The sequence below is a fragment of the Flavobacterium panacagri genome (assembly GCF_030378165.1).
In the GTDB taxonomy this organism is placed as follows: Bacteria; Bacteroidota; Bacteroidia; order Flavobacteriales; family Flavobacteriaceae; genus Flavobacterium; species Flavobacterium panacagri.
Genome location: NZ_CP119766.1, coordinates 3,003,287 through 3,025,074 on the forward strand (window position 1 = coordinate 3,003,287; position 21,788 = coordinate 3,025,074).

18 protein-coding genes are annotated in these 21,788 nt (G+C 34.0%); 10 read left to right on the top strand and 8 right to left on the bottom strand.

Annotated elements, in window-relative coordinates; genetic code table 11:
• Positions 1–36: 36 nt before the first annotated feature.
• From P2W65_RS13325 to P2W65_RS13355, 7 genes are all read right to left on the bottom strand, one after another.
• Positions 37–2,892 (bottom strand): T9SS type A sorting domain-containing protein, encoded by a 2,856-nt coding sequence (locus P2W65_RS13325; RefSeq protein ID WP_289657921.1) that lies wholly within the window; start codon positions 2,890–2,892, stop codon positions 37–39.
• 284 nt (positions 2,893–3,176) lie between these two features.
• On the bottom strand, positions 3,177–3,482 hold the full coding sequence (locus tag P2W65_RS13330; protein ID WP_289657923.1) for a DUF6787 family protein: 306 nt from the start codon (positions 3,480–3,482) through the stop codon (positions 3,177–3,179).
• Positions 3,483–3,515: 33 nt separating this feature from the next.
• Complete coding sequence (locus tag P2W65_RS13335) at positions 3,516–3,950, bottom strand: DUF6146 family protein (protein ID WP_289657925.1); 435 nt, start codon at positions 3,948–3,950, stop codon at positions 3,516–3,518.
• 205 nt (positions 3,951–4,155) lie between these two features.
• A complete protein-coding gene (locus tag P2W65_RS13340; protein WP_289657927.1) occupies positions 4,156–4,719 on the bottom strand; it encodes a DUF937 domain-containing protein in 564 nt (187 codons plus the stop codon).
• 102 nt (positions 4,720–4,821) lie between these two features.
• On the bottom strand, positions 4,822–5,772 hold the full coding sequence (locus P2W65_RS13345) for a D-2-hydroxyacid dehydrogenase (RefSeq protein ID WP_091491293.1): 951 nt from the start codon (positions 5,770–5,772) through the stop codon (positions 4,822–4,824).
• 97 nt (positions 5,773–5,869) lie between these two features.
• Positions 5,870–6,940 (bottom strand): 3-phosphoserine/phosphohydroxythreonine transaminase, encoded by a 1,071-nt coding sequence (serC, locus tag P2W65_RS13350; protein WP_289657930.1) that lies wholly within the window; start codon positions 6,938–6,940, stop codon positions 5,870–5,872.
• Between the two features lie 93 nt (positions 6,941–7,033).
• Complete coding sequence (locus P2W65_RS13355; protein ID WP_289657932.1) at positions 7,034–8,107, bottom strand: acyl-CoA reductase; 1,074 nt, start codon at positions 8,105–8,107, stop codon at positions 7,034–7,036.
• A 149-nt stretch (positions 8,108–8,256) separates the two neighbouring features.
• Between P2W65_RS13355 and P2W65_RS13360 the strand changes: the two genes are divergently transcribed.
• Together P2W65_RS13360 and P2W65_RS13365 are read left to right on the top strand one after the other, a co-directional pair.
• Positions 8,257–8,607: a 4Fe-4S dicluster domain-containing protein gene (locus P2W65_RS13360; protein ID WP_179007620.1), complete on the top strand. Its 351-nt coding sequence runs from the start codon at positions 8,257–8,259 to the stop codon at positions 8,605–8,607.
• A 169-nt stretch (positions 8,608–8,776) separates the two neighbouring features.
• Complete coding sequence (locus P2W65_RS13365; RefSeq protein WP_289657936.1) at positions 8,777–9,934, top strand: peptidase associated/transthyretin-like domain-containing protein; 1,158 nt, start codon at positions 8,777–8,779, stop codon at positions 9,932–9,934.
• 89 nt (positions 9,935–10,023) lie between these two features.
• Here the strand turns inward: P2W65_RS13365 and P2W65_RS13370 are convergent, their stop codons facing one another.
• Positions 10,024–12,726, bottom strand: a complete 2,703-nt coding sequence (locus tag P2W65_RS13370; protein ID WP_289657938.1) for a TonB-dependent receptor — start codon at positions 12,724–12,726, stop codon at positions 10,024–10,026.
• A 293-nt stretch (positions 12,727–13,019) separates the two neighbouring features.
• Between P2W65_RS13370 and ychF the strand changes: the two genes are divergently transcribed.
• The 8 genes from ychF (at position 13,020) to P2W65_RS13410 (ending at position 21,738) form a co-directional block, all read left to right on the top strand.
• Positions 13,020–14,114, top strand: a complete 1,095-nt coding sequence (gene ychF, locus P2W65_RS13375) for a redox-regulated ATPase YchF (protein ID WP_289657940.1) — start codon at positions 13,020–13,022, stop codon at positions 14,112–14,114.
• A 363-nt stretch (positions 14,115–14,477) separates the two neighbouring features.
• Positions 14,478–15,155 carry a TIGR02117 family protein gene (locus P2W65_RS13380; RefSeq protein WP_289657942.1) on the top strand — a complete coding sequence of 226 codons (678 nt, stop codon included), beginning with the start codon at positions 14,478–14,480 and terminating at the stop codon, positions 15,153–15,155.
• A gap of 7 nt (positions 15,156–15,162) precedes the next feature.
• The gene (locus P2W65_RS13385; RefSeq protein ID WP_289657944.1) at positions 15,163–15,837 is read left to right on the top strand and encodes a hypothetical protein; all 675 of its coding nucleotides are present in this window, start codon (positions 15,163–15,165) and stop codon (positions 15,835–15,837) included.
• 156 nt (positions 15,838–15,993) lie between these two features.
• Positions 15,994–16,953, top strand: a complete 960-nt coding sequence (locus P2W65_RS13390; protein ID WP_289657946.1) for a YihY/virulence factor BrkB family protein — start codon at positions 15,994–15,996, stop codon at positions 16,951–16,953.
• Entirely contained in the window at positions 16,950–17,474 is a 525-nt protein-coding gene (locus P2W65_RS13395) for an NADPH-dependent FMN reductase (RefSeq protein ID WP_289657948.1), read from the top strand. The genes P2W65_RS13390 and P2W65_RS13395 overlap by 4 nt, the downstream gene beginning before the upstream one ends.
• The gene (locus P2W65_RS13400; protein WP_289657950.1) at positions 17,475–18,455 is read left to right on the top strand and encodes a transglutaminase domain-containing protein; all 981 of its coding nucleotides are present in this window, start codon (positions 17,475–17,477) and stop codon (positions 18,453–18,455) included.
• 75 nt (positions 18,456–18,530) lie between these two features.
• Positions 18,531–19,706, top strand: a complete 1,176-nt coding sequence (gene pncB / locus P2W65_RS13405; RefSeq protein WP_179007638.1) for a nicotinate phosphoribosyltransferase — start codon at positions 18,531–18,533, stop codon at positions 19,704–19,706.
• Between the two features lie 163 nt (positions 19,707–19,869).
• Positions 19,870–21,738 carry a DNA topoisomerase IV subunit B gene (locus P2W65_RS13410; RefSeq protein ID WP_289657953.1) on the top strand — a complete coding sequence of 623 codons (1,869 nt, stop codon included), beginning with the start codon at positions 19,870–19,872 and terminating at the stop codon, positions 21,736–21,738.
• The last annotated feature ends 50 nt before the right edge of the window (positions 21,739–21,788 follow it).

The window sequence follows — 21,788 nt, forward strand, 5'->3', positions numbered from 1 at the left end:
GACGGCTTTAAATAAACCGTCTTTGCTATTCTTGATTTATTGAACAATTATCTTCTTTATATATTTTGTTTTTTTAGTTTGCGGATCCGTCAATTTAATGATAAAAACTCCTTTAGAATGTAATTGAATAGTTTCCTGGGTATTTCCTCTAATTTTTTGTTTTAATAATTCTTTTCCAGAAATATCAAAGATTTTAAGGTCTGAAATTTCTGTTTCTTCATTATCAACATATACAGAAAATGTTCCGTTGCTAGGGATTGGCCATACACTGAATGAATCTTTTGTTGTTTTCGTTATTTCTTCAGTGCCTAAATGGACAGTTTGTCCGCTCACAATATTTACTTTACGTTTCATTGTGCCTCCTTCAGAATCGGTAACCGTAAATTCAAAAGAAGATAATCCGTTTGAAGCTGGAGTAAAAGCTACTATGTTTGTATTAAGTGTAGCGTTTCCATTTACCACATTTGAAATTGCATAAGAAACACCGCTGGTAAATCCTCTGGATAATTTTTGAATATTAATGTCAATTTTGGCACCTTGCGTAGTTTCGTAATGCGGTAATGACATCCATTGCAGGTATTTGTCCAGATTCGTGTATCCGTCTTGATCGGTGTCTGCATTTGCGTCTGAAAAATCTCCAATTGCAGAATTTACATTAGTTCCAATTATAGCTTCCCACCAATTAGGAAGTCCATCTTGATCAGTATCCCAGTTTGCATCTCGAACTACAGTTGGATATGTTTCAAATCCGCCAACATCAGCTTCATTATCAGGGAATCCAGGTTTGCCGGTTACACTTCCAACAGCAGAATAAGTCCCGTTTAAAGTTTCTGTGATGATTCTTTGGTCGTGATCATCAAATTCCGGTTGTGTACATCCAACATCAGAAAGTACAATTTTATAAGCATTTTTTGCAGATTGTGTGGTGACATAAGAAGGGAAAAACGGTGCATTTACAAAGTTTTCAAATGTTACAGTCACTCCAGAAGCTCTCCTTCCGGCAGTCTGATTGCTTTCGTCAAAATAACCTGGCATTACATTTCCGCTGAAATAGCATTGTTGTGTTCCAGTTCCTGCACCTTCATTTTGCTGATTAAAAGCAAAAAATGTTTTGGTTCCCGCTCCTGGTTTATAGTAATTGTTTACAAAATTAACCTCTTTCGTTCCGCCATCAGTTGATCTTGCTCCCCAGTTGTAAACGACATTATTGGTAATGTCCATTTTTCCAGCATAAGCACCGCTTCCGTCTAGTCCGCCACCAAGACTCCAGTTACGACCGTAACAATGTGCCAATAAGTTATGATGAAAACTTCCAATATCGCCTCCAATTGTAGCGGCATAACCGTGTTCTGTTCCAGCAGGATAATTTTGATGATTTGCTGCGTTTAATGCCTCAGAAATAAGTGTTCTTTGAAGGGTTATATTTTTGCCTGATCTAGAACTGAATGACTCATCAATTGTCCAGCTAATAGAGCAATGGTCAATAATACTGTTATCAGCACCAGTAAGTCCCATTCCGTCATAAGTAGGTCCTGCTCCAACACGAACTCTTAAATTTTGAACAACAGCATCATTTCCAGTAACTCCAAAAGGAGCAGATCGAATACAGATTCCTTTTCCTGGTGCCGTTTGTCCTGCAACTGTCACATAAGGCTGACTTAAAACCAAACGAGATTGCAGCTGAATAATCCCTGAAGTATTAAAAATAATTGTTCGTGGACCAATATCATTAGTTACAGCTTCACGGAAACTTCCTGGGCCGCTGTCATTTAAATTGGTTACGGCAACTACTTTTCCGCCACGTCCTCCACGGGCAAAACGTCCATATCCTTCAGCATCTGGAAAAGCAAGCTGTGCAGGACGAAAACGCCATACATTTCCTTTTTCAACTCCGTTGGCTAAAACTTCATCTACACGCCAGTAATAAGTTGCGCCAGTATATAATACGTTAACTTGGAAAGAATTATTGGCTAAAGCTTGGTTTCCTTTGTACTCTGGCGAAGATGGAGTTGCATTGTTGACAGCATTTTGATCTGTTCCAAAATAAATATTGTGAGAAACGGCATTTGCTGCGGCTGTCCATTGCAATAATTTTCCTCCTGAAGACAATTCAACATGTTCGTCATTCTGTTTCGGATTTGGATTGGTGGCTTGATAGAAAATATTAGGCGTATTAAGTTCGAAGCCATTAAATATAAAGTTTTTTACATTTTCTGTACCCGAGGTTTCTGCAGCTAGCAGGATTATGACATCATTTCCAGCTGTTGCTTGAAATTTTAAATAAGTAGATTTGGCATCGGCAGTTTTAAGTGCTCTTACAGACGGAATTAAATTATCTACAACCAAGTTTCCGTTAACAGAAATATCAATTGGACTAAAATTATTTCCAGTTGGACTATCTACATTATTGAAAAAAGCTAGTAGCGTATGTTCCCCAGTTGCTAGTCCGCTTATTTTAAGTTCTATTTGTGCACCTTGATTGGCAGTTGTTCCTTTAACGGTTAAACCGTCACTAATTAATCTTGCATAATAAGGAGCTTGGATTCCAGCTTTATACCAATTGGTTCCTAAGGCGTCTCCCTTATCTCCAACTCTTGTTACAGTAAAAGTAACACCGTTTTCGGTATAAGTGCTGGTATTTCCAGAAGCAATTACCCAAGCAGTATAATCGGGATCGTTAACTTCTGCTTTAGGTCTTCCTGACTGGTCAAAGTCAATTTTAACGATTGGATTTTGGGCAAAAATCTGGGGCATAGGCACGATGAGGCAGAGCATTGCCGTTATCACGGAAAGTTTTAAGTAATTTTTCAGCATTTCAATGGTGGTTTGGTTAGTAAGTAATAGTTTTAATTGTTTAAATAGCTGAATTTCAGTATTTAAATAATTTTTCATTATAGTAAAGTTTGTTATTGCCTAAAACAAAACTATCCTGCACCATCCTGTTCTGTATGATGATTTTTTAGAAAAATAATGTAAAAAAATGTAATGTGTTTTTTTAATGCTGAATTACTGAAATGTTCGCATTAGATGATTAAAGGGATTGCGTACGATAAAGACTATTTAGAAACAGAAAATTTCTAAAATTCAAGGAATTTGAAATAATTTAAAAAAAATATAAACAAGAATCTCTAAGCAGAACGGTTTGTTTAATGATAGAAGAAAATAATAGTCAAGAATTAATCTTTAAAAAGGAATCCAAGTCCCATTCTTTTGAGCATTTTTTTTTCGAAATTCCAAAAGAAACGGAATTGTCCAAAAATGGTCCCGATGGCAACTAATAAAACCTGATAAACAGGAAGAATGATTAATAAACGAATAAGAGTGAACCAAACGGCTCCTAAATCTTCTTTATGTATTCCCACCCAGTCACAAAAAGGTCTAGAAATCCATGCAGATGCCGATCCGGTGATGGCAAAAACAATAAGTATAATTATGGCTTGTAGGTTGGAAGTAATTCCCCAGCGTTTTTTAAGTCTGTTCATTATTTATTTATAATCATTACAAATATACTAACATTATCTTACTGGAACGTATCCCGCGAGTTTTTGTTTGTAAGTATTTTGAAAATAAATCATATAATTATAAATCAAGTAATTTACTTCGTATCCATAATGAATTTGTGGTTGGTAATCTATTCTCATTTCATATAAATTCGGATCGTATCGGTTGGGTTGTAAAACTCTAATGTTCCATTCCGTTACGTATTGCTGATTTTTGTTTTCCAGAAAAGACAAAGAGTGATAGTTTCTTGGAAAAGCTCTTGAGGCAAGCCAGTAATTAAAACCATTGTCTATTATGATAACTTCATATTCCAAAGAATCATTTGCTATTCTAATGGTATCTGACTGCTTTTTGTTTGATGCATTATCATTGTTTGCAATATTTTGCGAAGCGGTGGAGCAGGCAATTATTGTTGCTAAAACAACTAATATGGAAATGCATTTTTTCATGTTATAAATTTACAAAGAAATGCTGGGAAAAAGTTAAGAATTAACTTTTTTTAAGGTTATAGGGAGCTGGGATTCTGAAAATCTACGTTTTCAATTAAGCACAAAAAGCTGTTTATTTTATAAACAGCTTTTTGTGTGATTATGTTCTTAAAAAGCTAAGGATGAAATCCTTATTTTATGGGCGTCTCAGTACCTTAGGGCTTTTTTACTTACTTCCAAACAGTTTTCCGATAAATCCAGCAATACCGCCTTTACTTTTAGTAACTACTAAAACATCGGCTACATCTACTTTTCCGTCGTTGTTTTGGTCTAGTCCAAACTGCATTCCATATTTAGAAATAGTGTCCATAATTCCTGAAGCTTGTCCGCTATTTCCAGAAATGGAATTGATGATATCGGTGATCTGAAAACTATTGTCATTTGGATCTTTTGCCTTATTAACCAAAGAACCTAAAATCTGCGGAATTAAATTAGACGCCACTCCGTTTGAATCTGCACTGCTAAGTCCAAATTTTTGACCCAGACTGCCACTTAATTGCTGTTGGATCTGCTGTACCACAGGATTGGAACTGTCGATAGAAGAATTTCCATTAAATAATCCAGCAATTTGATCGGTTCCGCCTTCAGAAACAATTTTTTTTAATCCTTCAAAAATTGAATTACTTGTTTCACTGATTACGGCTTCGTTATGTTCGTTAGGAACAGCGTTGTTGTTTACCACTGCATCGCCTCCATATTGTTGTACTAATTGGGTTAATTGTTCAAACATGATTTTTAGGATTTAGATTAGAACTCAAATTTAAACAAAAAAAGAAAGGGATTTATTAAACAATGTTAATAAATCCCTCGCAAGTAATTTAATTATAGTTAATTAGCTTAACAAAGTAATGATTTGTGATGCTAATTCAGTGCCAATTCTATCTTGTGCTTCTCCTGTTGCAGCTCCAATATGCGGCGTCAAAGAGATTTTAGAGTGCATTAAAATTGCCATTTCTGGTTTTGGTTCGTTTTCGAAAACGTCTAAACCTGCAAAAGCAACTTTTCCAGAGTCCAAAGCTTTTACTAAAGCTACTTCGTCAATAACACCTCCACGAGCACAGTTTACAATTCCAACACCATCTTTTAAGATCTCAAATTCTTTCTCTCCAATGATGTATCCATTTTGAGCAGGAACGTGTAATGTAATGAAATCTGCTTCTTTAAATAAAGACTCTAAAGATTGAGAAACAATTTTAGTTGTAATAGATTGTCCGTCGAAAAATTCAACTTTTACATCAACCTCAGGGATAAAACTATCAGCGGCAATAACTTTCATTCCTAAACCAAGAGCCATTTTTGCAGTAGCTTGACCAATACGTCCGATACCAACAATACCAAGAGTTTTTCCTCTTAATTCAGTTCCGTTAGCATACGCTTTTTTCAAACCGTCAAAATTAGTATCTCCTTCAAGAGGCATGTTTCTGTTAGAATCATGTAAAAAACGAACACCGTTAAATAAGTGTCCAAATACTAATTCAGCAACAGATTCTGAAGATGAAGCAGGAGTATTGATTACATGGATTCCTTTGCTTTTTGCATAATCCACATCGATATTATCCATACCAACACCGCCACGTCCAATGATTTTAATTCCAGGACAAGCATCGATAATATCTTTACGAACTTTAGTTGCACTACGAACTAAAATTACGTCAATGTTGTTTTCGTTTATATAGTTAGCTACTTGTTCTTGAGCTACTTTTGTAGTGATCACTTCAAATCCACCTTTTTCTAAGGCTAGAATTCCACTTTTAGAAATTCCGTCATTTGCTAATACTTTCATTGTATGTATTTTGTTTGTTTGGTTAATCATTTAATTGATTAAACCAATTTTAATTTTTTTCTTTTTTTGTACTGTAAACTATGACTGCGACTGAAAACTAAACTTTAGTTTCCAATGCTTTCATTACATCAACTAAAACCTGAACGCTTTCAATTGGCATAGCGTTGTAGATAGAAGCTCTGTAACCACCAACAGAACGGTGTCCAGGCAATCCTGAAATTCCAGCTTCTTTCCATAAAGCATCAAATGTAGCAGTATGGTCAGGGTTTGTTAATAAGAAAGTTACGTTCATGTTAGAACGATCTTCTACATTAGCTGCACCTTTAAATAATGGGTTTCTGTCGATTTCAGCGTAAAGTAATTCCGCTTTAGCGTTGTTTAATTTTTCAACAGCAGCAATTCCACCTTTTTCTTTAATCCATTGTAAAGTTAAAAGAGAAACATAAACAGCAAATACAGATGGAGTATTGTACATACTTTCTGCTTTGATATGTTTAGCATAATCTAACATACTTGGAATTGTTCTTCCGTTTTTGCCTAAGATTTCTTCTTTAACCACAACTAAAGTTGTTCCAGCTGGCCCCATATTTTTTTGAGCACCTGCATAGATTAAGTCGAATTTAGAGAAATCTAATTCACGTGAAAAAATATCAGAACTCATGTCGCAAACAACAGGAACATTAGTTGCTGGAAATTCTTTCATTTGAGTTCCAAAGATAGTATTGTTGCTTGTGCAGTGGAAATAATCAGCATCAGCTGGAATTTCGTAACCTTTTGGAATATGTGTGTAATTGTCGTCTTTTGAAGAAGCAACAACAATAGTTTCACCGAAAAGTTTAGCTTCTTTTATTGCCGCAGTTGCCCACGTTCCTGAATCTAAATAAGCTGCTTTTCCGTTTTCTTTTAATAAATTATAAGGTGCCATTAAGAATGCTGTACTTGCACCACCTTGTAAAAATAAAGCCTGATAACCTTTTCCCTGAAGTCCTAATAATTCTAAAGCAAGGGAACGAGCTTCCTCCATAACTGCAACGAAATCTTTACTTCGGTGCGAGATTTCAAGGATAGATAAACCTGAATCATTAAAATTTAAAATTGCTTTTGATGCCTTCTCAAAAACTTCCTGAGGTAAAATACTTGGTCCTGCGCTGTAGTTGTGTTTTTTCATGGTTGTTGTTAATAGTCGAAAATTTTAAAGACGCAAATTTCGTCAATAAGAGCCGAAAAAGCGTTAAAATATTCGAAATAATTAAACAATTTATTACTTTGTTGTTAACAAAAACGTTATAGTATCGACATTATCTGCGTAATCCCACAATTGCGGTTTTTGCGTTTCGCCAAATGCAATGTTGTTTGGTGTTAAACGATTGCTTACAATACATTGAATTTGTTCCGAATCGTTTTCGAGACGTTTTTCCAATTCTTCTAGGTTTTCATAGTACTCATAAAAAACGCTCGAGATAGGAGAGGCGTAGCTTGCGTCTTCTTTTATAGTCAGAAAACCGTTATCTAATAACTTGAAATTACTCATTAAAAACACCGCTTTATTATAGTCATAATTATTAGCGTATTTTTCATAATGAATAACATCCTGATATTTGAACATAGCCTGAAAAAAGGCGTCAAATGAGTAGTCTTTTGGAACAAAAAGTTTCGATACATTACGGCATCCTAAACCAAAATATCTGAAAATATCTTCTCCTAAATTCTCTAATTCTTCAGTAGATTCTTTTCCGGTTAAAACGGCTGCTGAATTTCTGTTTTTACGAATGATTGAAGGCTTATCTTTAAAATAATATTCAAAATAACGAGCTGTATTATTACTTCCAGTTGCAATTACAGCATCAAAATTCTCCAGTTTTCCTTCTACAAAAGTGATTTTGTCTTTAAGGTTTTCATCGACAGCAATTAAATATTTTGCTAAAAAAGGCAATAAATGCTGATCGTTTGATGATGTTTTAATTAAAGCTTTGTTGCCCGTTATTACAACTGATAAAAAATCATGGAATCCGACAAGAGGAATATTTCCTGCTAATATCAAAGCAACTGTTTTCTCTTTTTTATCCGCCTGAGTAAATTCTTCTTTATATTTAGAAAGCCATTTTTCAAGGTTTTCTTCCGTTAAAGCTTCTGCCCAAGATTGTATCGAAAAATAAACTTGTTCTGGCGTGTACCATCCATTATGAGATTGCGATAAATGAATTAGTTTTTCAAAATCGTCAAAAAAGATATCGTTATATAAAACGCTGGATTTTTGTATGGATCCTATTTCGGAGAATTGACTTAAAAAATTTCCTAATTCAACAAAAACACTTTTTTTTGTTTCTAATGTCATAATGTTTGTTTATGAATTGTTTTGATTGTAATTTTGCACAAAAATAAGCATAATTAAGTCGAAAGTCAAAAGTCATCAAATCAAAAGCTATTCTTGTTTTTGTTTTGACTTTAGAACTTTAAGACTTTTAACTTTAAGACTAATATACGATGGCAATTATTATAACTGACGAATGCATCAACTGTGGGGCTTGCGAACCAGAGTGCCCAAATACAGCAATATATGAAGGAGCAGATGATTGGAGATATAAAGACGGAACAAGTCTTTCTGGAAAAATAGTTTTACCTGACGGAACTGAAGTAGATGCAGATGATGCGCAAACTCCAATTTCTGATGAGGTTTATTATATTGTACCTGGAAAATGTACAGAATGTAAAGGTTTTCATGATGAACCTCAATGTGCGGCAGTTTGTCCAGTTGACTGCTGTGTGCCAGATGATAATCACGTTGAAGACGAAGAAACTTTATTAGAAAGACAGGCTTTCCTGCATGGGGAATAAGAATTTCTTGTAAATAAAAATAGAATCCTGAGCTAAAAACTCGGGATTTTTTTTTACCCTGAAATCAGGTATTTATTAAAGTTAGTTTCTTGATAACTAATGTTTTATTTTTTGACTGTTGCTTTATTGTTAGAAAATTAATACTTTAGTTGAAAATTTAACAATGCCTATGAAGAAATTACTACTTTTATTTGTCGTTTTGCTCAGCTCCGTAAGTGTTTTGGCACAAAGTGAAGAATATTCTGTTGTTGTAAAAGATATCGAAACTTTATTGCCGATAGAAAATGTTACTGTGGTTATTCTAAAGACCAAACAGGTTTTAATGACAAATGAAGATGGAAAAGTCACTTTTGTTTTGAGCGGCGGTTCTAATGTAGAAGTTTCCGAAATGAACTATGAAAATCTTACAGTGCGCTGGGCTTCATTAAAAGAAAGTGGATTTGTAATTTATCTTAAAAACAAAAAAGAAAACTTAGACGAAGTAGTAGTTTCTCAGGAAAATCTTCAAAAAACACTTCAGAGAATTGTTTCAAATTCCAAAAAGAAAATAAGTATTTCACATCGTTTAAAAGTATATGTGAGAGAATTTTTTATGCTGGATAATCAATACTCGTATTATAATGATGGATTAGTAAACTTTCAATTCAATAAAAACAATACTACAACTTTATTGGTAGAACAGAATCGGTCTTATGGACTGTTGGAAACTGATATCAGTGCTGATTTAATGGGGTATAATTTGAATAATATAATGGAAAATTATTCAAATTTTAAATATTTTGAACCTTTACTGGATGCTAAGGCAAAGAAAGAATATGATTTTACAGTTAAAGGACATTCGAAGAATAAGGATTATTATGTAATGTCTGTTACGCCGCTGGACAAGGCAAAACAAGCTGTAGATAATTTTGAAATTATTTACGATCCAGAAAAGAAAATCGTTTTAGAGTTTACGATTTCTGTAACTCCGTCAAATCTGGATAAAATTGAAGAAAAGACTGGTGAAGGAGACAAAAACATTACCAAATCGTTTGTGAATGTGAGTTACCGTTTGGATGGAAACGATTATTATATGCTGAGTTCAAACGAAGAAATTGGCTATACACTTATTGGGAAAGAGAAATCTAAAAATATTCAAGTTAGAAACAGTTTTGTAACAACAGGTTTCAATAAGCAGAATTTTACTTATAATGAAAGTGATGTTTTTAAGGAGAAATCGCTTTTTAATAAAAAGAATAAAATCTTAACCAATTATTGGGATATATCTGGTTTTACAGCCACCGATGAAGAAAAAGCTATCATCGCTTCATTAGAATTTAAATTGTAATTAAATAAATAGAAAAAAAATCCTGAACGATATAAAGTTCAGGATTTTTTGTTTTGTCTAGTTGATTGAAGTCGAAGACCTTTTTAGATTTAGAAATTAAATCCAAGTCTCGCATAGTAATATGCTCCGTTGAACCCCATTTGAACAGCATCCCAATAACCTCCAGCTTCAACCCAGTCATCTTGCTGATCAGGATAGATGTTAAGCAAGTTATTGGCACCTATGCTTATTTTAGTTGATTTAGAAACTTTAAAGCCTAAAGTTAAATCGGTTACGATTTTCGCTCCATAAGTATCTGTAGCTGCTTTCTTTTGATTTGCAAATACCTGAGCATCTGTTTCTGATGGATCAGTTCTATAGTCTTCTGGATCTTCATCCATTTGGTAATCTAACAATTTTACCTCGCTGAATCTTGTAAAAGCCAACCCGGCATCAAACCATTTTCTGCCGTAATTTAGGTTTAAACCAAATTTATTTGGCGGAGCAGAAGCTAATAAAAAAGCTCTGTCACGTTCTCCAAAAAACGTTTTTTCGTCTAAATCACCATTTTTTACTTTGTCAATTTTCATATCGTTGATATTTCCAACTAAAGTGGCACCAAATCTATTTTCGTTAATGGTTTTCTTCCAAGCCAAAACAACATCAAGGCCTGTAGTTTTGGTATCAACACCATTTACAAAAAATTGTGCTTTGTCTACATTCATTCCTAAAGCTGTGGCATCAAAATAACCTGTTAATACAATTCTGTCTTTTACATTAATCATATATCCATCAACTGTTGCAGTGAAATCTCCAAAACTGGCAGTAAAACCTAAAGAGGCATTAACCGCTTTTTCTTCATTTAGTTTTTGGATTCCAAAAGCTCTTGTTATCGGGCTGTCATTCGGAGCCAGTAAAACTTCTGTTGCACCTCCAGAACTAAAGTTTGTAAAACGCAAATTATAGTAAATCTGTGCTAAAGAAGGCGCACGGAAACCAGTACTTACAGAACCTCTTAAATTAATCTTATCTGTCAATTTAAGTCTTGACGCTAATTTACCATTTACAGTGCTTCCGAAATCACTGTAGTTTTCATAACGCACGGCACCGCTCACCATCCAAGCTTCGGTGACGTCTAATTCTGCGTCTGTATAAAGAGAGAAGTTGGTACGGTCTTTATTTACTTCATTCGCTGGGCTGTATCCAGGGAAACCTTGTGAACCGCCTGGTCTCGGTTCTCCTGAAATTGGGTCAATTGGAGCACTTTGTGTAGTTGGATCTGTAATTGGAACTCCGTTTGTGTCGTAGGTTGCGTAAGAACCTTCTTCACCAGCAAAAATTTCAAATTGTTCTACTCTAAATTCAGCACCAAAAGCAAGGTTTAAACCTCCTAAAATGTCGCCGTAATTTTTTGATAAATCCAGATTGGTTGTGTTTTGAAGTAAACTATGTCCACCTGCATCAAATTCTGTAGGCGATCTTTCTTCAAGAGAAGCGTTTAGTGTGCCTTTTATATCGTAATGAAATTTGTTTTTTCCTAAAGTGTTACTGAAATCCCATTTCCATCCGCCGGAAGTTTCTGTTCTAATTCCTGCAGCAATAGAATTGTCATTTATTTTAGAAGTGATTCTAGGGGTAAATCCGCCTGGGTAGATAGCTTCAACAACTCTTTCTCCATCGTTTCTCGTAAAAGCATAAGCATCAGTATCTCTAAAATTACTTCCTCCAAAAGCATAAAATTGTGTTTTGTCTGAAATTGGAACGGCAAGATTTACAAATAAGTTTACGCCTTGAATTTCGGCTTCACCAAAACCTTTTCTAAAATCAAAACCTGGTCGTAATGTTTTGTTTTTATTTAAAAATTCACCTGTAACATTTACGAAACCTCCTTTAGTTCCAATAGGAGTTCCGTAATTTGCAGATACTTTAACAGAACCTCCATCAAAATCCTGATTTTTGCCAAATGAATTTCCATATCCTTTTTGGTCTAATCTGTATCCTTTAGTATTGGCAGTTCCTTCAGGAAAATCTCCTTTGGCATCCGTATTAAAAGCTCCATAGGTTATGGCACCCGTAAACTCTTTTACATTGTCATTTGTTACAATATTAATAACGCCTGCGATGGCATCAGAACCGTATTGAGCGGCGGCACCATCTCTTAATATTTCAATTCTTTTGATGGATGCGGCTGGAATGGCATTTAAATCTGTACCGGTATTACCACGTCCACGAGTTCCGAATAAATTAATAAGAGACGATTGATGTCTTCTTTTTCCATTAATCAAAACCAAAGTCTGATCTGGTCCCATACCTCTTAGTGAAGCTGGGTCAACGTGATCGGCACCGTCAGAACCAGATTGTTTATTGGCATTAAACGACGGAGCAACGTATTGTAAAAGTTCATTGATTTCAAGTTTACCGCTTTGTGTAGTCACATCTTTTACGTTGATTACATCAATAGGAACGGCTGAGTTCACAACTGTTCTTTTGGCATTTCTAGAACCAACGACTACAACATCATTTAATATTTGCCCGTCACTTTCGCTTAGTATAACGTCTACTTTGTCTCCAGAAACGGTTTTTTCAACAGTTGAAAATCCCATATAGCTAAAAACTAATGTGGCACCCTCTTTTATTTTTATTCTAAAACTGCCCTCAAAGTCGGTCGATACGCCATTTGATGTTCCTTTTTCGACAATATTAACACCAGGAAGTGGGTTTCCAGATTTGTCTTTTACAAGACCCGAGACCTCTTTTTGCGCAAAGAGAAATGCTGAATTCAGCAGAAATAGTAATAATGCAATCTTTTTCATGGTTATTGGTTTATTGATTTGTTTTTTGTTGATCAGTTTTATAAAATTAATGTTTTTTAACAAAAAATTAATAAATTGTTTAAAAATTTAGTCAAATAGCTTTAAAATTATATTATTGAACATTTTTACTTCGCGCAAGAGCTATTAAATCTTATATTTGCAAAATTTTAAAGCCAAAAAATATCATTTTGGCAGAAACAAGAAAAACGCGTAAAATCATAAGGCATTAAAATACAACGTTTAATGTTTTAGGCTCAAACAAAAAGCCGAATAAAATAAATAGAAACAAACAGATGAAAGCAGGAATTGTAGGATTGCCAAATGTTGGAAAATCAACATTATTTAATTGTTTATCTAATGCAAAAGCGCAGAGTGCTAACTTTCCGTTTTGTACAATCGAACCTAATATTGGTGTTGTAAACGTTCCAGATCCAAGAATCAATAAATTGGAAGAATTGGTAAAACCAGAGCGCGTTCAAATGGCAACTGTTGATATTGTAGATATCGCAGGTTTGGTAAAAGGAGCGAGTAAAGGTGAAGGTCTTGGAAATCAGTTCTTAGGAAACATTAGAGAGTGTAATGCTATTATTCACGTTTTACGTTGTTTTGACAATGATAATATTGTACACGTTGACGGAAATGTAAATCCAATTCGTGACAAAGAAACTATCGATATCGAATTGCAGTTAAAAGATTTAGAAACAATCGAAAAACGTTTAGAAAAAGTAAAACGCGCTGCAAAAACAGGAAATAAAGAAGCTCAGACTGAGGAGGCTTTATTAAATAGAATTAGAGAAGCTCTTTTGCAGGCTAAATCTGCTAGAACAATTATTCCTCAAAGCAATGATGAAGAAGTTCTAATGGAAGGTTTTCAATTAATTACAGCAAAACCAGTTTTGTACGTTTGTAATGTTGACGAAAGTTCTGCTGTAAACGGAAACAAATATGTTGATCAAGTTCGTGAATTAGTTAAAGACGAAGATGCTGAAGTAATTATTCTTTCAGTAGGAGCAGAGGCTGATATTACAGAATTAGAAAGCTACGAAGAGCGTCAAGTTTTCCTTGAAGACATGGGATTAACTGAGCCAGGAGCATCTGTTTTGATTCGTGCTGCTTATAAATTATTAAAACAACAAACTTACTTTACTGCTGGTGTAAAAGAAGTTCGTGCTTGGACAATCAATATTGGAGCTACTGCGCCTCAAGCAGCAGGAGTTATCCACACTGATTTCGAAAAAGGTTTCATTCGTGCAGAAGTTATCTCATACGAAGATTATGTTCAATACGGTTCTGAGGCAAAAGCAAAAGAAGCTGGGAAATTTAAAGTGGAAGGAAAAGAGTATGTTGTAAAAGATGGTGATGTAATGCACTTCCGTTTCAATGTTTAATTTTTTTTCTAGAGAATATAGAATAAAGAATATAGAATAAAGAATATAGAATAAAGAATATAGAGAATAGACTAAAAAACTGCTGGAGAGATTCAGCAGTTTTTTTATGTTCAAAAAGTAAAACACACCGTTTGTCATTTCGACTGAAAGGAGAAATCACACTCGTGAATCTGCAAAGAGAATCGTCAATCTTTGTCGAGTTTCTAGTGTGATTTCTCCTTTCAGTCGAAATGACAAATTAGTGCGCTTTCGCGAAAGCGAATCTATAAAATCAGTTTTCCATTTTCACAGTTGAAAATTTTTGGCTTAAAAATTGGTTACAGAAAAAATAACCAATTACTAATCTAAAATCAACCAATTAAAATGCTAAAAAAATCATTCAAAATTTTCGGCTGGACACTTTTCGGAATCTTTAGTTTTCTTGCTTTGTATGTTACAGCAGTTCTTATTATTTCAAAAATCGGAGTAAACTCAGATGTTGTTCAAGTCGAGGAGCAAAATGCAATTCCAATTTACATTCTTTCCAATGGCGTTCATACGGATATTGTTGTTCCAATTAAAAACGAAATCAAAGATTGGCGAAATGAAATTCAGTTTAATCAAACTCAATCCAGAGATTCTTTAATGAATTTTATTGCTTTTGGCTGGGGCGATAAAGGTTTTTATCTAGATACGCCGGAATGGTCAGACTTAAAAGCGAGCACAGCTCTAAAAGCGGCGTTTGGGGTGAGTTCTTCCGCCATGCATACTACATTTTTTAAACAGTTGAGAGAAGGTGAAGACTGCAAACGAATTCTGGTTTCAAAAGAAAATTACCAAAATTTAGTCCATTATATTTCTGATAGTTTTAATAATCCAGTTCATCCAGAATGGATTCAAGGTCACAGCTACGGAAAAAAAGATGCTTTTTATGAAGCCAAAGGAAGTTATAGTCTTTTTTATACTTGTAATACATGGGCAAATAATGCACTAAAAGCAGCGAATCAAAAAGCAAGTTTATGGACAGTTTATGATAAGGGAATTTTTTGTCATTATAAATGACCTTATCATGAAAAGAACATTTTTGATTATAATCATAACGATAGTAATTATTTCCTGCAAAAAAGCAGATGCTCTAGCTTGTGTAAATTGTATGTCTTTTTATTTTGAAAATCCACAGCCTGAAAAAGATTCCGAATTAGATCGTTTTCCAAATAGATTTAAAGGACTATATGCAAATAATGATTCAACTTTTATTAGAATTGAAGAAGATAGAATTTTGGAAGAATACTTCCGCAAATTTAAACTTCATAGACTTGCATTGGATTCGTTAAAGACAGAATATGATATTGTTGATGGCAAATTAATATCAAAAGATACAAAAGAAAAATATGATATGCTTTCAAAAGGCGATTCAATAGAATTAATACAAAAGCACATAGGTACTTTGTTTAGGTTTTCACTTTATCAAAAAGCAAAACGAATGGATGGTCAATTAATTCTGAGTAGAAAAGATTCTATATTTTGGGATATTCAAATTTTGTCACTTCAAAATAATACCATAAAATTTAAAAGATTTTATGAAGGACAGGATTTGAAAAAACTTGATTCTGTCACTAAGATAAAAGGGAAAATGCTCGATTCGATTTCATATTTAATCAAGCCAAGTAGAAGTGAGTTCAAAAAAATATTAAAAATTAAAAAGCTAGGTTACGATCGGGACTTTACAAAAGTCCTGAAATAAATAATATTCCGCCAGGAATAAGAAAAAATATTCTGTTAGGAATATCTCATCGGTAGACCTCGGATATATGGGAAAAATATAAAATTCCAATAAAAATCAAGAATTAACGAATTTTCATTATTGCGTAAATTTGAGTGAATATCAAAAAATCAGCAAATGAAAATCAAAAATATATTCTCCAAAACATGGTTTCTTTTAAAGAATACCTTTTTAGAATTTAATGATGATAATGCAATTAAACTTAGTGCTGCACTAGCGTACTATACCATATTTGCATTACCGCCTTTGTTAATTATTGTTATCACAATCTGTGGTGTCTTTTTTGGAGAAGAAGCGGTAACTGGCGAATTGTACGGACAAATAAACGGTTTGGTAGGTAATGGCGCGGCGACACAAATTCAGGAAGCTATCAAAAATGTGCAATTATCCGGAGATAATGTTTTTGCAACTGTATTTGGAGTTGTAATGTTGTTAATCGGAGCGTCGGGAGTTTTTGCCGAGATACAAAGTTCTATTAATTTTATTTGGGGACTCCGTGCAAAACCGGATAAAGGAATTAAGAAATTTATTCAAAACCGTTTGATGTCATTTTCTATGATTGCTTCTGTTGGTTTTTTAATGTTGGTCAGCCTTTTTATAAGTACAACTTTAGACTTGCTTAGTACGCGATTAAAAGTCTATTTCCCTGAGAGTACGGTTTATTTATTTTATGTAGTTAATATGATTATTGTACTGGCAAGTATCAGTACTCTTTTTGCTATTATTTTTAGAACATTGCCAGACGGGAAAATAAGATGGAAAGATGCTTTTATAGGATCAGGAGTTACTGCAGTACTTTTTATGATTGGTAAATTTGCCATTGGCTTTTATTTAGGCAGTTCAACAGTAGCTTCAGTTTACGGTGCGGCTGGTTCTGTGATAATAATTCTGGTTTGGGTTTATTATTCGGCAATAATTCTGTATTTTGGAGCTGAATTTACGAAGGTCTATGCTAAATCGTACGGAGGTAAAATTTATCCGAATGAATATTCAGTAGAAATAGCAAAAGAGATTTACGAAATTGACGAACCCAAAAAAGAACCAATAGAACAAACACTACAAAAAGAGAAGCCATGAAAATTATAGCATTTGGAGGAAGTAATAGTACGCAATCTATCAACAAACGTTTCGCGACTTATGCATCAAGTTTATTTGAAAATGCAGCTGTTGAGGTTTTAGATCTTAACGATTTTGCGATGCCAGTATTCAGTGTTGATTTGGAGAAAGAAATCGGACAGCATGAAGTGGCGAAAGCTTTTTTGAGTAAACTTAAAGAAGCTGATGTTTTAGTGGTTTCTATGGCAGAAAATAACGGAAATTATTCTGTTGCTTTCAAAAATGTTTTCGACTGGAGTTCCCGAATTGAAAAAGATGTTTTTCAGCACAAACCAATGTTGTTATTGGCTACTTCGCCAGGAGGAAGAGGCGGTGCATCTGTTTTAGGAATTGCACAAAATCTTTTTCCTCGTTATGGTGCAGAAATTAAAGGAAGTTTTTCATTGCCAGCATTTGGCTCGAATTTTGATTTACAACAGAATAAAATTTCTAACATTGAGTTAGATCAAGAACTGAAAGATATTATCAAATCAAATTTCTAAATGCCACAAAAAAAGATTGCCCTAATTTTATTTTTACTAAATATCTTTTTTATCAATTTTACTTTTTCTCAAAAGATTAGTGAAGTCGATAAAATAGTTGCTAAATACCCTAAAAGCTTTGACAGCACCGAAAAATTAGCAGAAAGAATCGAAAAAGATTTTGATTCGGATGCTGAACGCGCACGTGCTATTTACAGCTGGATTGCTTTCAATATAAAATACGATTATAATATGTATTTAAATCCTCCGAAAGTTCAGGGTTTCAGCTATTCTTCAGAAGCTGAAAAACAACAAAAAATCAAACAGCTCAACGATAATTTAATTCAAAAAGCTTTTAAATCTAAAAAAGCAGTTTGTGAAGGATTTACGGCTTTGTATCAGCATTTGGCTTCCTTGATGGATATTAAATGCGAAATAATCCGCGGTGATTCTAAAATTTCACCGAGAGATATTGGTCGTAAAAATACATCATCCAATCATGCCTGGAATATGGTTTTGATTGATAAAAAATGGAGATTGATTGATGTAACTTGGGGACAAGGTTATTATGACAGCAGTAAAGGCAGAATGGTAAACGATTTCAACCCGATTTATTTTGATACCGATCCAGATTACTTTTTTGCAAAACATTTTCCAGATTCAGGTACTTATTTAGGAAAGAGGTTAAGTAAAGAAGATTTTTTAAATGGGCCTTTAATTTATAATACTACAATTGAGAATGATTACAAAATCAAATCACCAGATTCGGGTATAATTGAAGCCAGAAATGGAGATAAAATTACATTTGAAATCAAAAATCTTTCGAAATCAAATCAGGTTTTTTACGTGAATAAAAAGAATCAGGCTGTGAAAGTGCAAAATCCGAAAGAGAAACGAGGCGGTTTGGAATTTCAAATTACAGTTGATAATAATGTTGGTGAATATATTACTGTTTTTGTAGATGGTAATAGTGTTGTTTCTTTTAAAATAGTTTCGAAATAAAAGATTAGAATTTAGATTTTTCTTCTTTTGTTAAAATTGCCGTACCTTAGCAAGAATGATCCGAATTTGAGCGTTATGGAGACAACTTTTCTGAAATCAATCTTAGATAATGATTTCTATAAATTTACGATGCAGCATGCTGTAATTAAACTTTTTCCAAAAGCAAAAGTTCGATACGGATTTATAAACCGAGGCAAACATATTTTTCCTGAGGGATTTGCAGCATTACTTCGAAATTCTGTTGATGCTTTGGCTGATCTTCGTTTAACAAAAGAAGAAAAGCATTATTTAGCACACTATTGTCCTTATTTGGATCCTACTTATTTAGACTTTCTGCAAGGTTACAGTTTTGATCCATCAGAAGTTCAGATTAGTCAGGAAGGTTCAGAAATAAAAGTTACTGTCGAAGGATTTTGGTACAGAACCATTTTATGGGAAGTCCCTTTGATGGCTTTGATCTCGGAGCTTTTTTATAAATCAAATCATTTAATTCGCCTGAATGATGAAGCAATAAAAAATCTTACTAAAGAGAAAATTGATAACTACAACAAACTTGGGGTTTCTATTTTAGAGTTTGGCACAAGACGCCGTCATTCTTACGAAGTACATGATTTAATAAATGAAACACTGCGAACAAACGGAGGGCATAGTTTTATTGGTACAAGTAATGTGCATTTTGCAATGGTCAATAACCGAAGACCTTTAGGTACGCATGCACACGAATGGTTTATGTTTCATGCAGCACAATATGGTTTTCAGGTGGCGAATTTTATAAGTCTAGAAAATTGGACAAAAGTTTACGGCGGTGATCTTGGAATCGCTTTAACAGATACTTATACTACAGAAATATTTTTCAATCAGTTTGATAAAAAATATTCAAAACTTTTTGACGGTGTTCGACACGATAGCGGCGATCCAATTGAATTTGCTCAAAAAGTGATTTCGCATTATACCAAAATGGGAATAGATCCAAAATCAAAAGTCATTGTTTTTTCGGATTCTCTCAATTATGATAAAGTAAAAAAGATTGCCGATTTTTGTCAGGACAAAATAAAAATGTCTTTTGGAATAGGAACAAATTTTACTAATGATGTCGGTCTTCCAGCTATGAACATGGTAATCAAATTAACGGATACAAAACCGGATAATATACATTGGCAGGGAGTGGTAAAACTTTCTGATGAAAAAAACAAAAACACGGGAACGCCCGAAATGATTGCTTTGGCGAAAGAAGTGCTGGGAATCAAATAGTATTTTTTTGCTGAAAAAGCAGTTTTTCCATAATTTTGGCGCCTTATTTATTTTAAAATCAATTTAAATAGATTTTAAACTGTTATTATTCATAACAAAAAAGAAATACGCTTTCATTTTTTGCTGAGAAATGGTACATTAGCAAAAAATCCTAAATTCATTTATGCTAGAGCAAAATCAATACAACGAAGATAATATTCGTTCACTCGATTGGAAGGAACATATTCGTATGCGTCCGGGTATGTACATCGGGAAATTAGGGGACGGATCATCACCGGATGATGGTATTTACATTCTTTTAAAAGAGGTTTTGGATAACTGTATCGACGAGTTCGTTATGGGAGCCGGAAAAACTATAGAAGTATCTATAAAAGATAAAACAGTTTCTGTTCGTGATTATGGGCGCGGAATTCCTTTAGGAAAAGTAGTCGACGTAGTTTCGAAAATGAATACCGGAGGAAAATACGATTCTAAAGCTTTCCAAAAATCAGTTGGTCTAAACGGTGTCGGAACAAAAGCAGTAAATGCGCTTTCGAATTATTTTCGTGTAGAATCGGTTCGTGATGACAAACAAAAAGGAGCGGAGTTCTCTGCTGGAAATTTAGTTTTAGAAGAAGATGTAATTGATACAACCAAACGTAAAGGAACAAAAGTAGTTTTTACGCCAGACGAAACAATCTTTAAAAATTATAAATTCCGTTTAGAGTATGTAATCAAAATGGTCAAAAACTATTGTTACTTAAACAATGGTTTGACTATTATTTTCAATGGCGAAAAGTACTATTCAGAAAACGGACTTCGTGATTTATTAGAAGAAACAATCAGTGAAGAAGATTTAGAATATCCGATTATCCATTTAAAAGATCATGATATTGAGGTTGCGTTAACACACAGTAAAACGCAGTACAGCGAAGAATATCACTCTTTTGTAAACGGTCAGAACACCACACAAGGAGGAACACACTTAGCGGCGTATCGTGAAGCGGTTGTAAAAACGATTCGTGAGTTTTACAATAAGAATTTCGAAGCATCAGACGTTCGTAAATCGATTGTGAGTGCGATTAGTATTAAAGTGATGGAGCCGGTTTTTGAGTCTCAGACCAAAACCAAATTAGGTTCTACCGATATGGGTTCTGATGATGGAACACCAGCAGTTTCTGTTCGTACGTTCGTAAATGATTTTATCAAAACAAAACTGGATAATTATCTTCATAAAAATCCAACAACTGCGGATGCTTTATTGCGTAAAATTCTTCAGGCAGAACGTGAGCGAAAAGAATTATCAGGAATTAGAAAACTGGCAACAGATCGTGCTAAAAAAGCGAATCTTCACAATAAAAAATTAAGAGACTGCAGAGCGCATCTTCCTGATACCAAAAACCCAAGAAACTTAGAAAGCACGCTTTTTATTACCGAGGGAGATTCGGCTTCCGGATCGATTACAAAGTCGCGTGATGTGAATACACAAGCAGTTTTCAGTTTGCGTGGTAAACCTTTGAATTCATACGGAATGACTAAAAAGATTGTGTATGAAAACGAGGAATTCAACTTATTACAGGCTGCACTTGATATTGAAGATGGTTTAGAAAAATTACGCTACAACAATATAGTAATCGCAACCGATGCCGATGTCGATGGAATGCACATTCGTTTACTTTTAATTACTTTCTTTTTACAGTTTTTCCCTGAGTTAATTAAAGAAGGACATTTATATATTTTACAGACACCACTTTTCAGGGTTCGAAACAAAAAAGAAACAATTTATTGTTATTCTGAAGAAGAAAGAAAAGACGCAATCGAAAAGCTAAAACCAAAACCAGAAATCACCCGATTTAAAGGTTTGGGAGAGATTTCGCCAGATGAGTTTAAAAACTTTATCGGAGATACAATTCGTCTTGATCCAGTTATGATGGATAAGCATACTTCGATTGAACAGTTACTATCTTTCTATATGGGGAAAAACACGCCAGACAGACAAGACTTTATTATCAAGAATTTGAAGGTGGAGATTGATGAGCTGGAGGAGGCTTAAAAAAATCTGTGACACTGTTGTGGAAATTTTAAGTAAAAAAAACGCAGTCA

What these genes read in the sequence shown, in the direction of transcription:
- P2W65_RS13325 (WP_289657921.1), bottom strand. Translation starts at nt 2,892, where the DNA reads ATGAAAAATTATTTAAATACTGAAATTCAGCTATTTAAACAATTAAAA.
- P2W65_RS13330 (WP_289657923.1), bottom strand. Translation starts at nt 3,482, where the DNA reads ATGAACAGACTTAAAAAACGCTGGGGAATTACTTCCAACCTACAAGCC.
- P2W65_RS13335 (WP_289657925.1), bottom strand. Translation starts at nt 3,950, where the DNA reads ATGAAAAAATGCATTTCCATATTAGTTGTTTTAGCAACAATAATTGCC.
- P2W65_RS13340 (WP_289657927.1), bottom strand. Translation starts at nt 4,719, where the DNA reads ATGTTTGAACAATTAACCCAATTAGTACAACAATATGGAGGCGATGCA.
- P2W65_RS13345 (WP_091491293.1), bottom strand. Translation starts at nt 5,772, where the DNA reads ATGAAAGTATTAGCAAATGACGGAATTTCTAAAAGTGGAATTCTAGCC.
- serC (WP_289657930.1), bottom strand. Translation starts at nt 6,940, where the DNA reads ATGAAAAAACACAACTACAGCGCAGGACCAAGTATTTTACCTCAGGAA.
- P2W65_RS13355 (WP_289657932.1), bottom strand. Translation starts at nt 8,107, where the DNA reads ATGACATTAGAAACAAAAAAAAGTGTTTTTGTTGAATTAGGAAATTTT.
- P2W65_RS13360 (WP_179007620.1), top strand. Translation starts at nt 8,257, where the DNA reads ATGGCAATTATTATAACTGACGAATGCATCAACTGTGGGGCTTGCGAA.
- P2W65_RS13365 (WP_289657936.1), top strand. Translation starts at nt 8,777, where the DNA reads ATGAAGAAATTACTACTTTTATTTGTCGTTTTGCTCAGCTCCGTAAGT.
- P2W65_RS13370 (WP_289657938.1), bottom strand. Translation starts at nt 12,726, where the DNA reads ATGAAAAAGATTGCATTATTACTATTTCTGCTGAATTCAGCATTTCTC.
- ychF (WP_289657940.1), top strand. Translation starts at nt 13,020, where the DNA reads ATGAAAGCAGGAATTGTAGGATTGCCAAATGTTGGAAAATCAACATTA.
- P2W65_RS13380 (WP_289657942.1), top strand. Translation starts at nt 14,478, where the DNA reads ATGCTAAAAAAATCATTCAAAATTTTCGGCTGGACACTTTTCGGAATC.
- P2W65_RS13385 (WP_289657944.1), top strand. Translation starts at nt 15,163, where the DNA reads ATGAAAAGAACATTTTTGATTATAATCATAACGATAGTAATTATTTCC.
- P2W65_RS13390 (WP_289657946.1), top strand. Translation starts at nt 15,994, where the DNA reads ATGAAAATCAAAAATATATTCTCCAAAACATGGTTTCTTTTAAAGAAT.
- P2W65_RS13395 (WP_289657948.1), top strand. Translation starts at nt 16,950, where the DNA reads ATGAAAATTATAGCATTTGGAGGAAGTAATAGTACGCAATCTATCAAC.
- P2W65_RS13400 (WP_289657950.1), top strand. Translation starts at nt 17,475, where the DNA reads ATGCCACAAAAAAAGATTGCCCTAATTTTATTTTTACTAAATATCTTT.
- pncB (WP_179007638.1), top strand. Translation starts at nt 18,531, where the DNA reads ATGGAGACAACTTTTCTGAAATCAATCTTAGATAATGATTTCTATAAA.
- P2W65_RS13410 (WP_289657953.1), top strand. Translation starts at nt 19,870, where the DNA reads ATGCTAGAGCAAAATCAATACAACGAAGATAATATTCGTTCACTCGAT.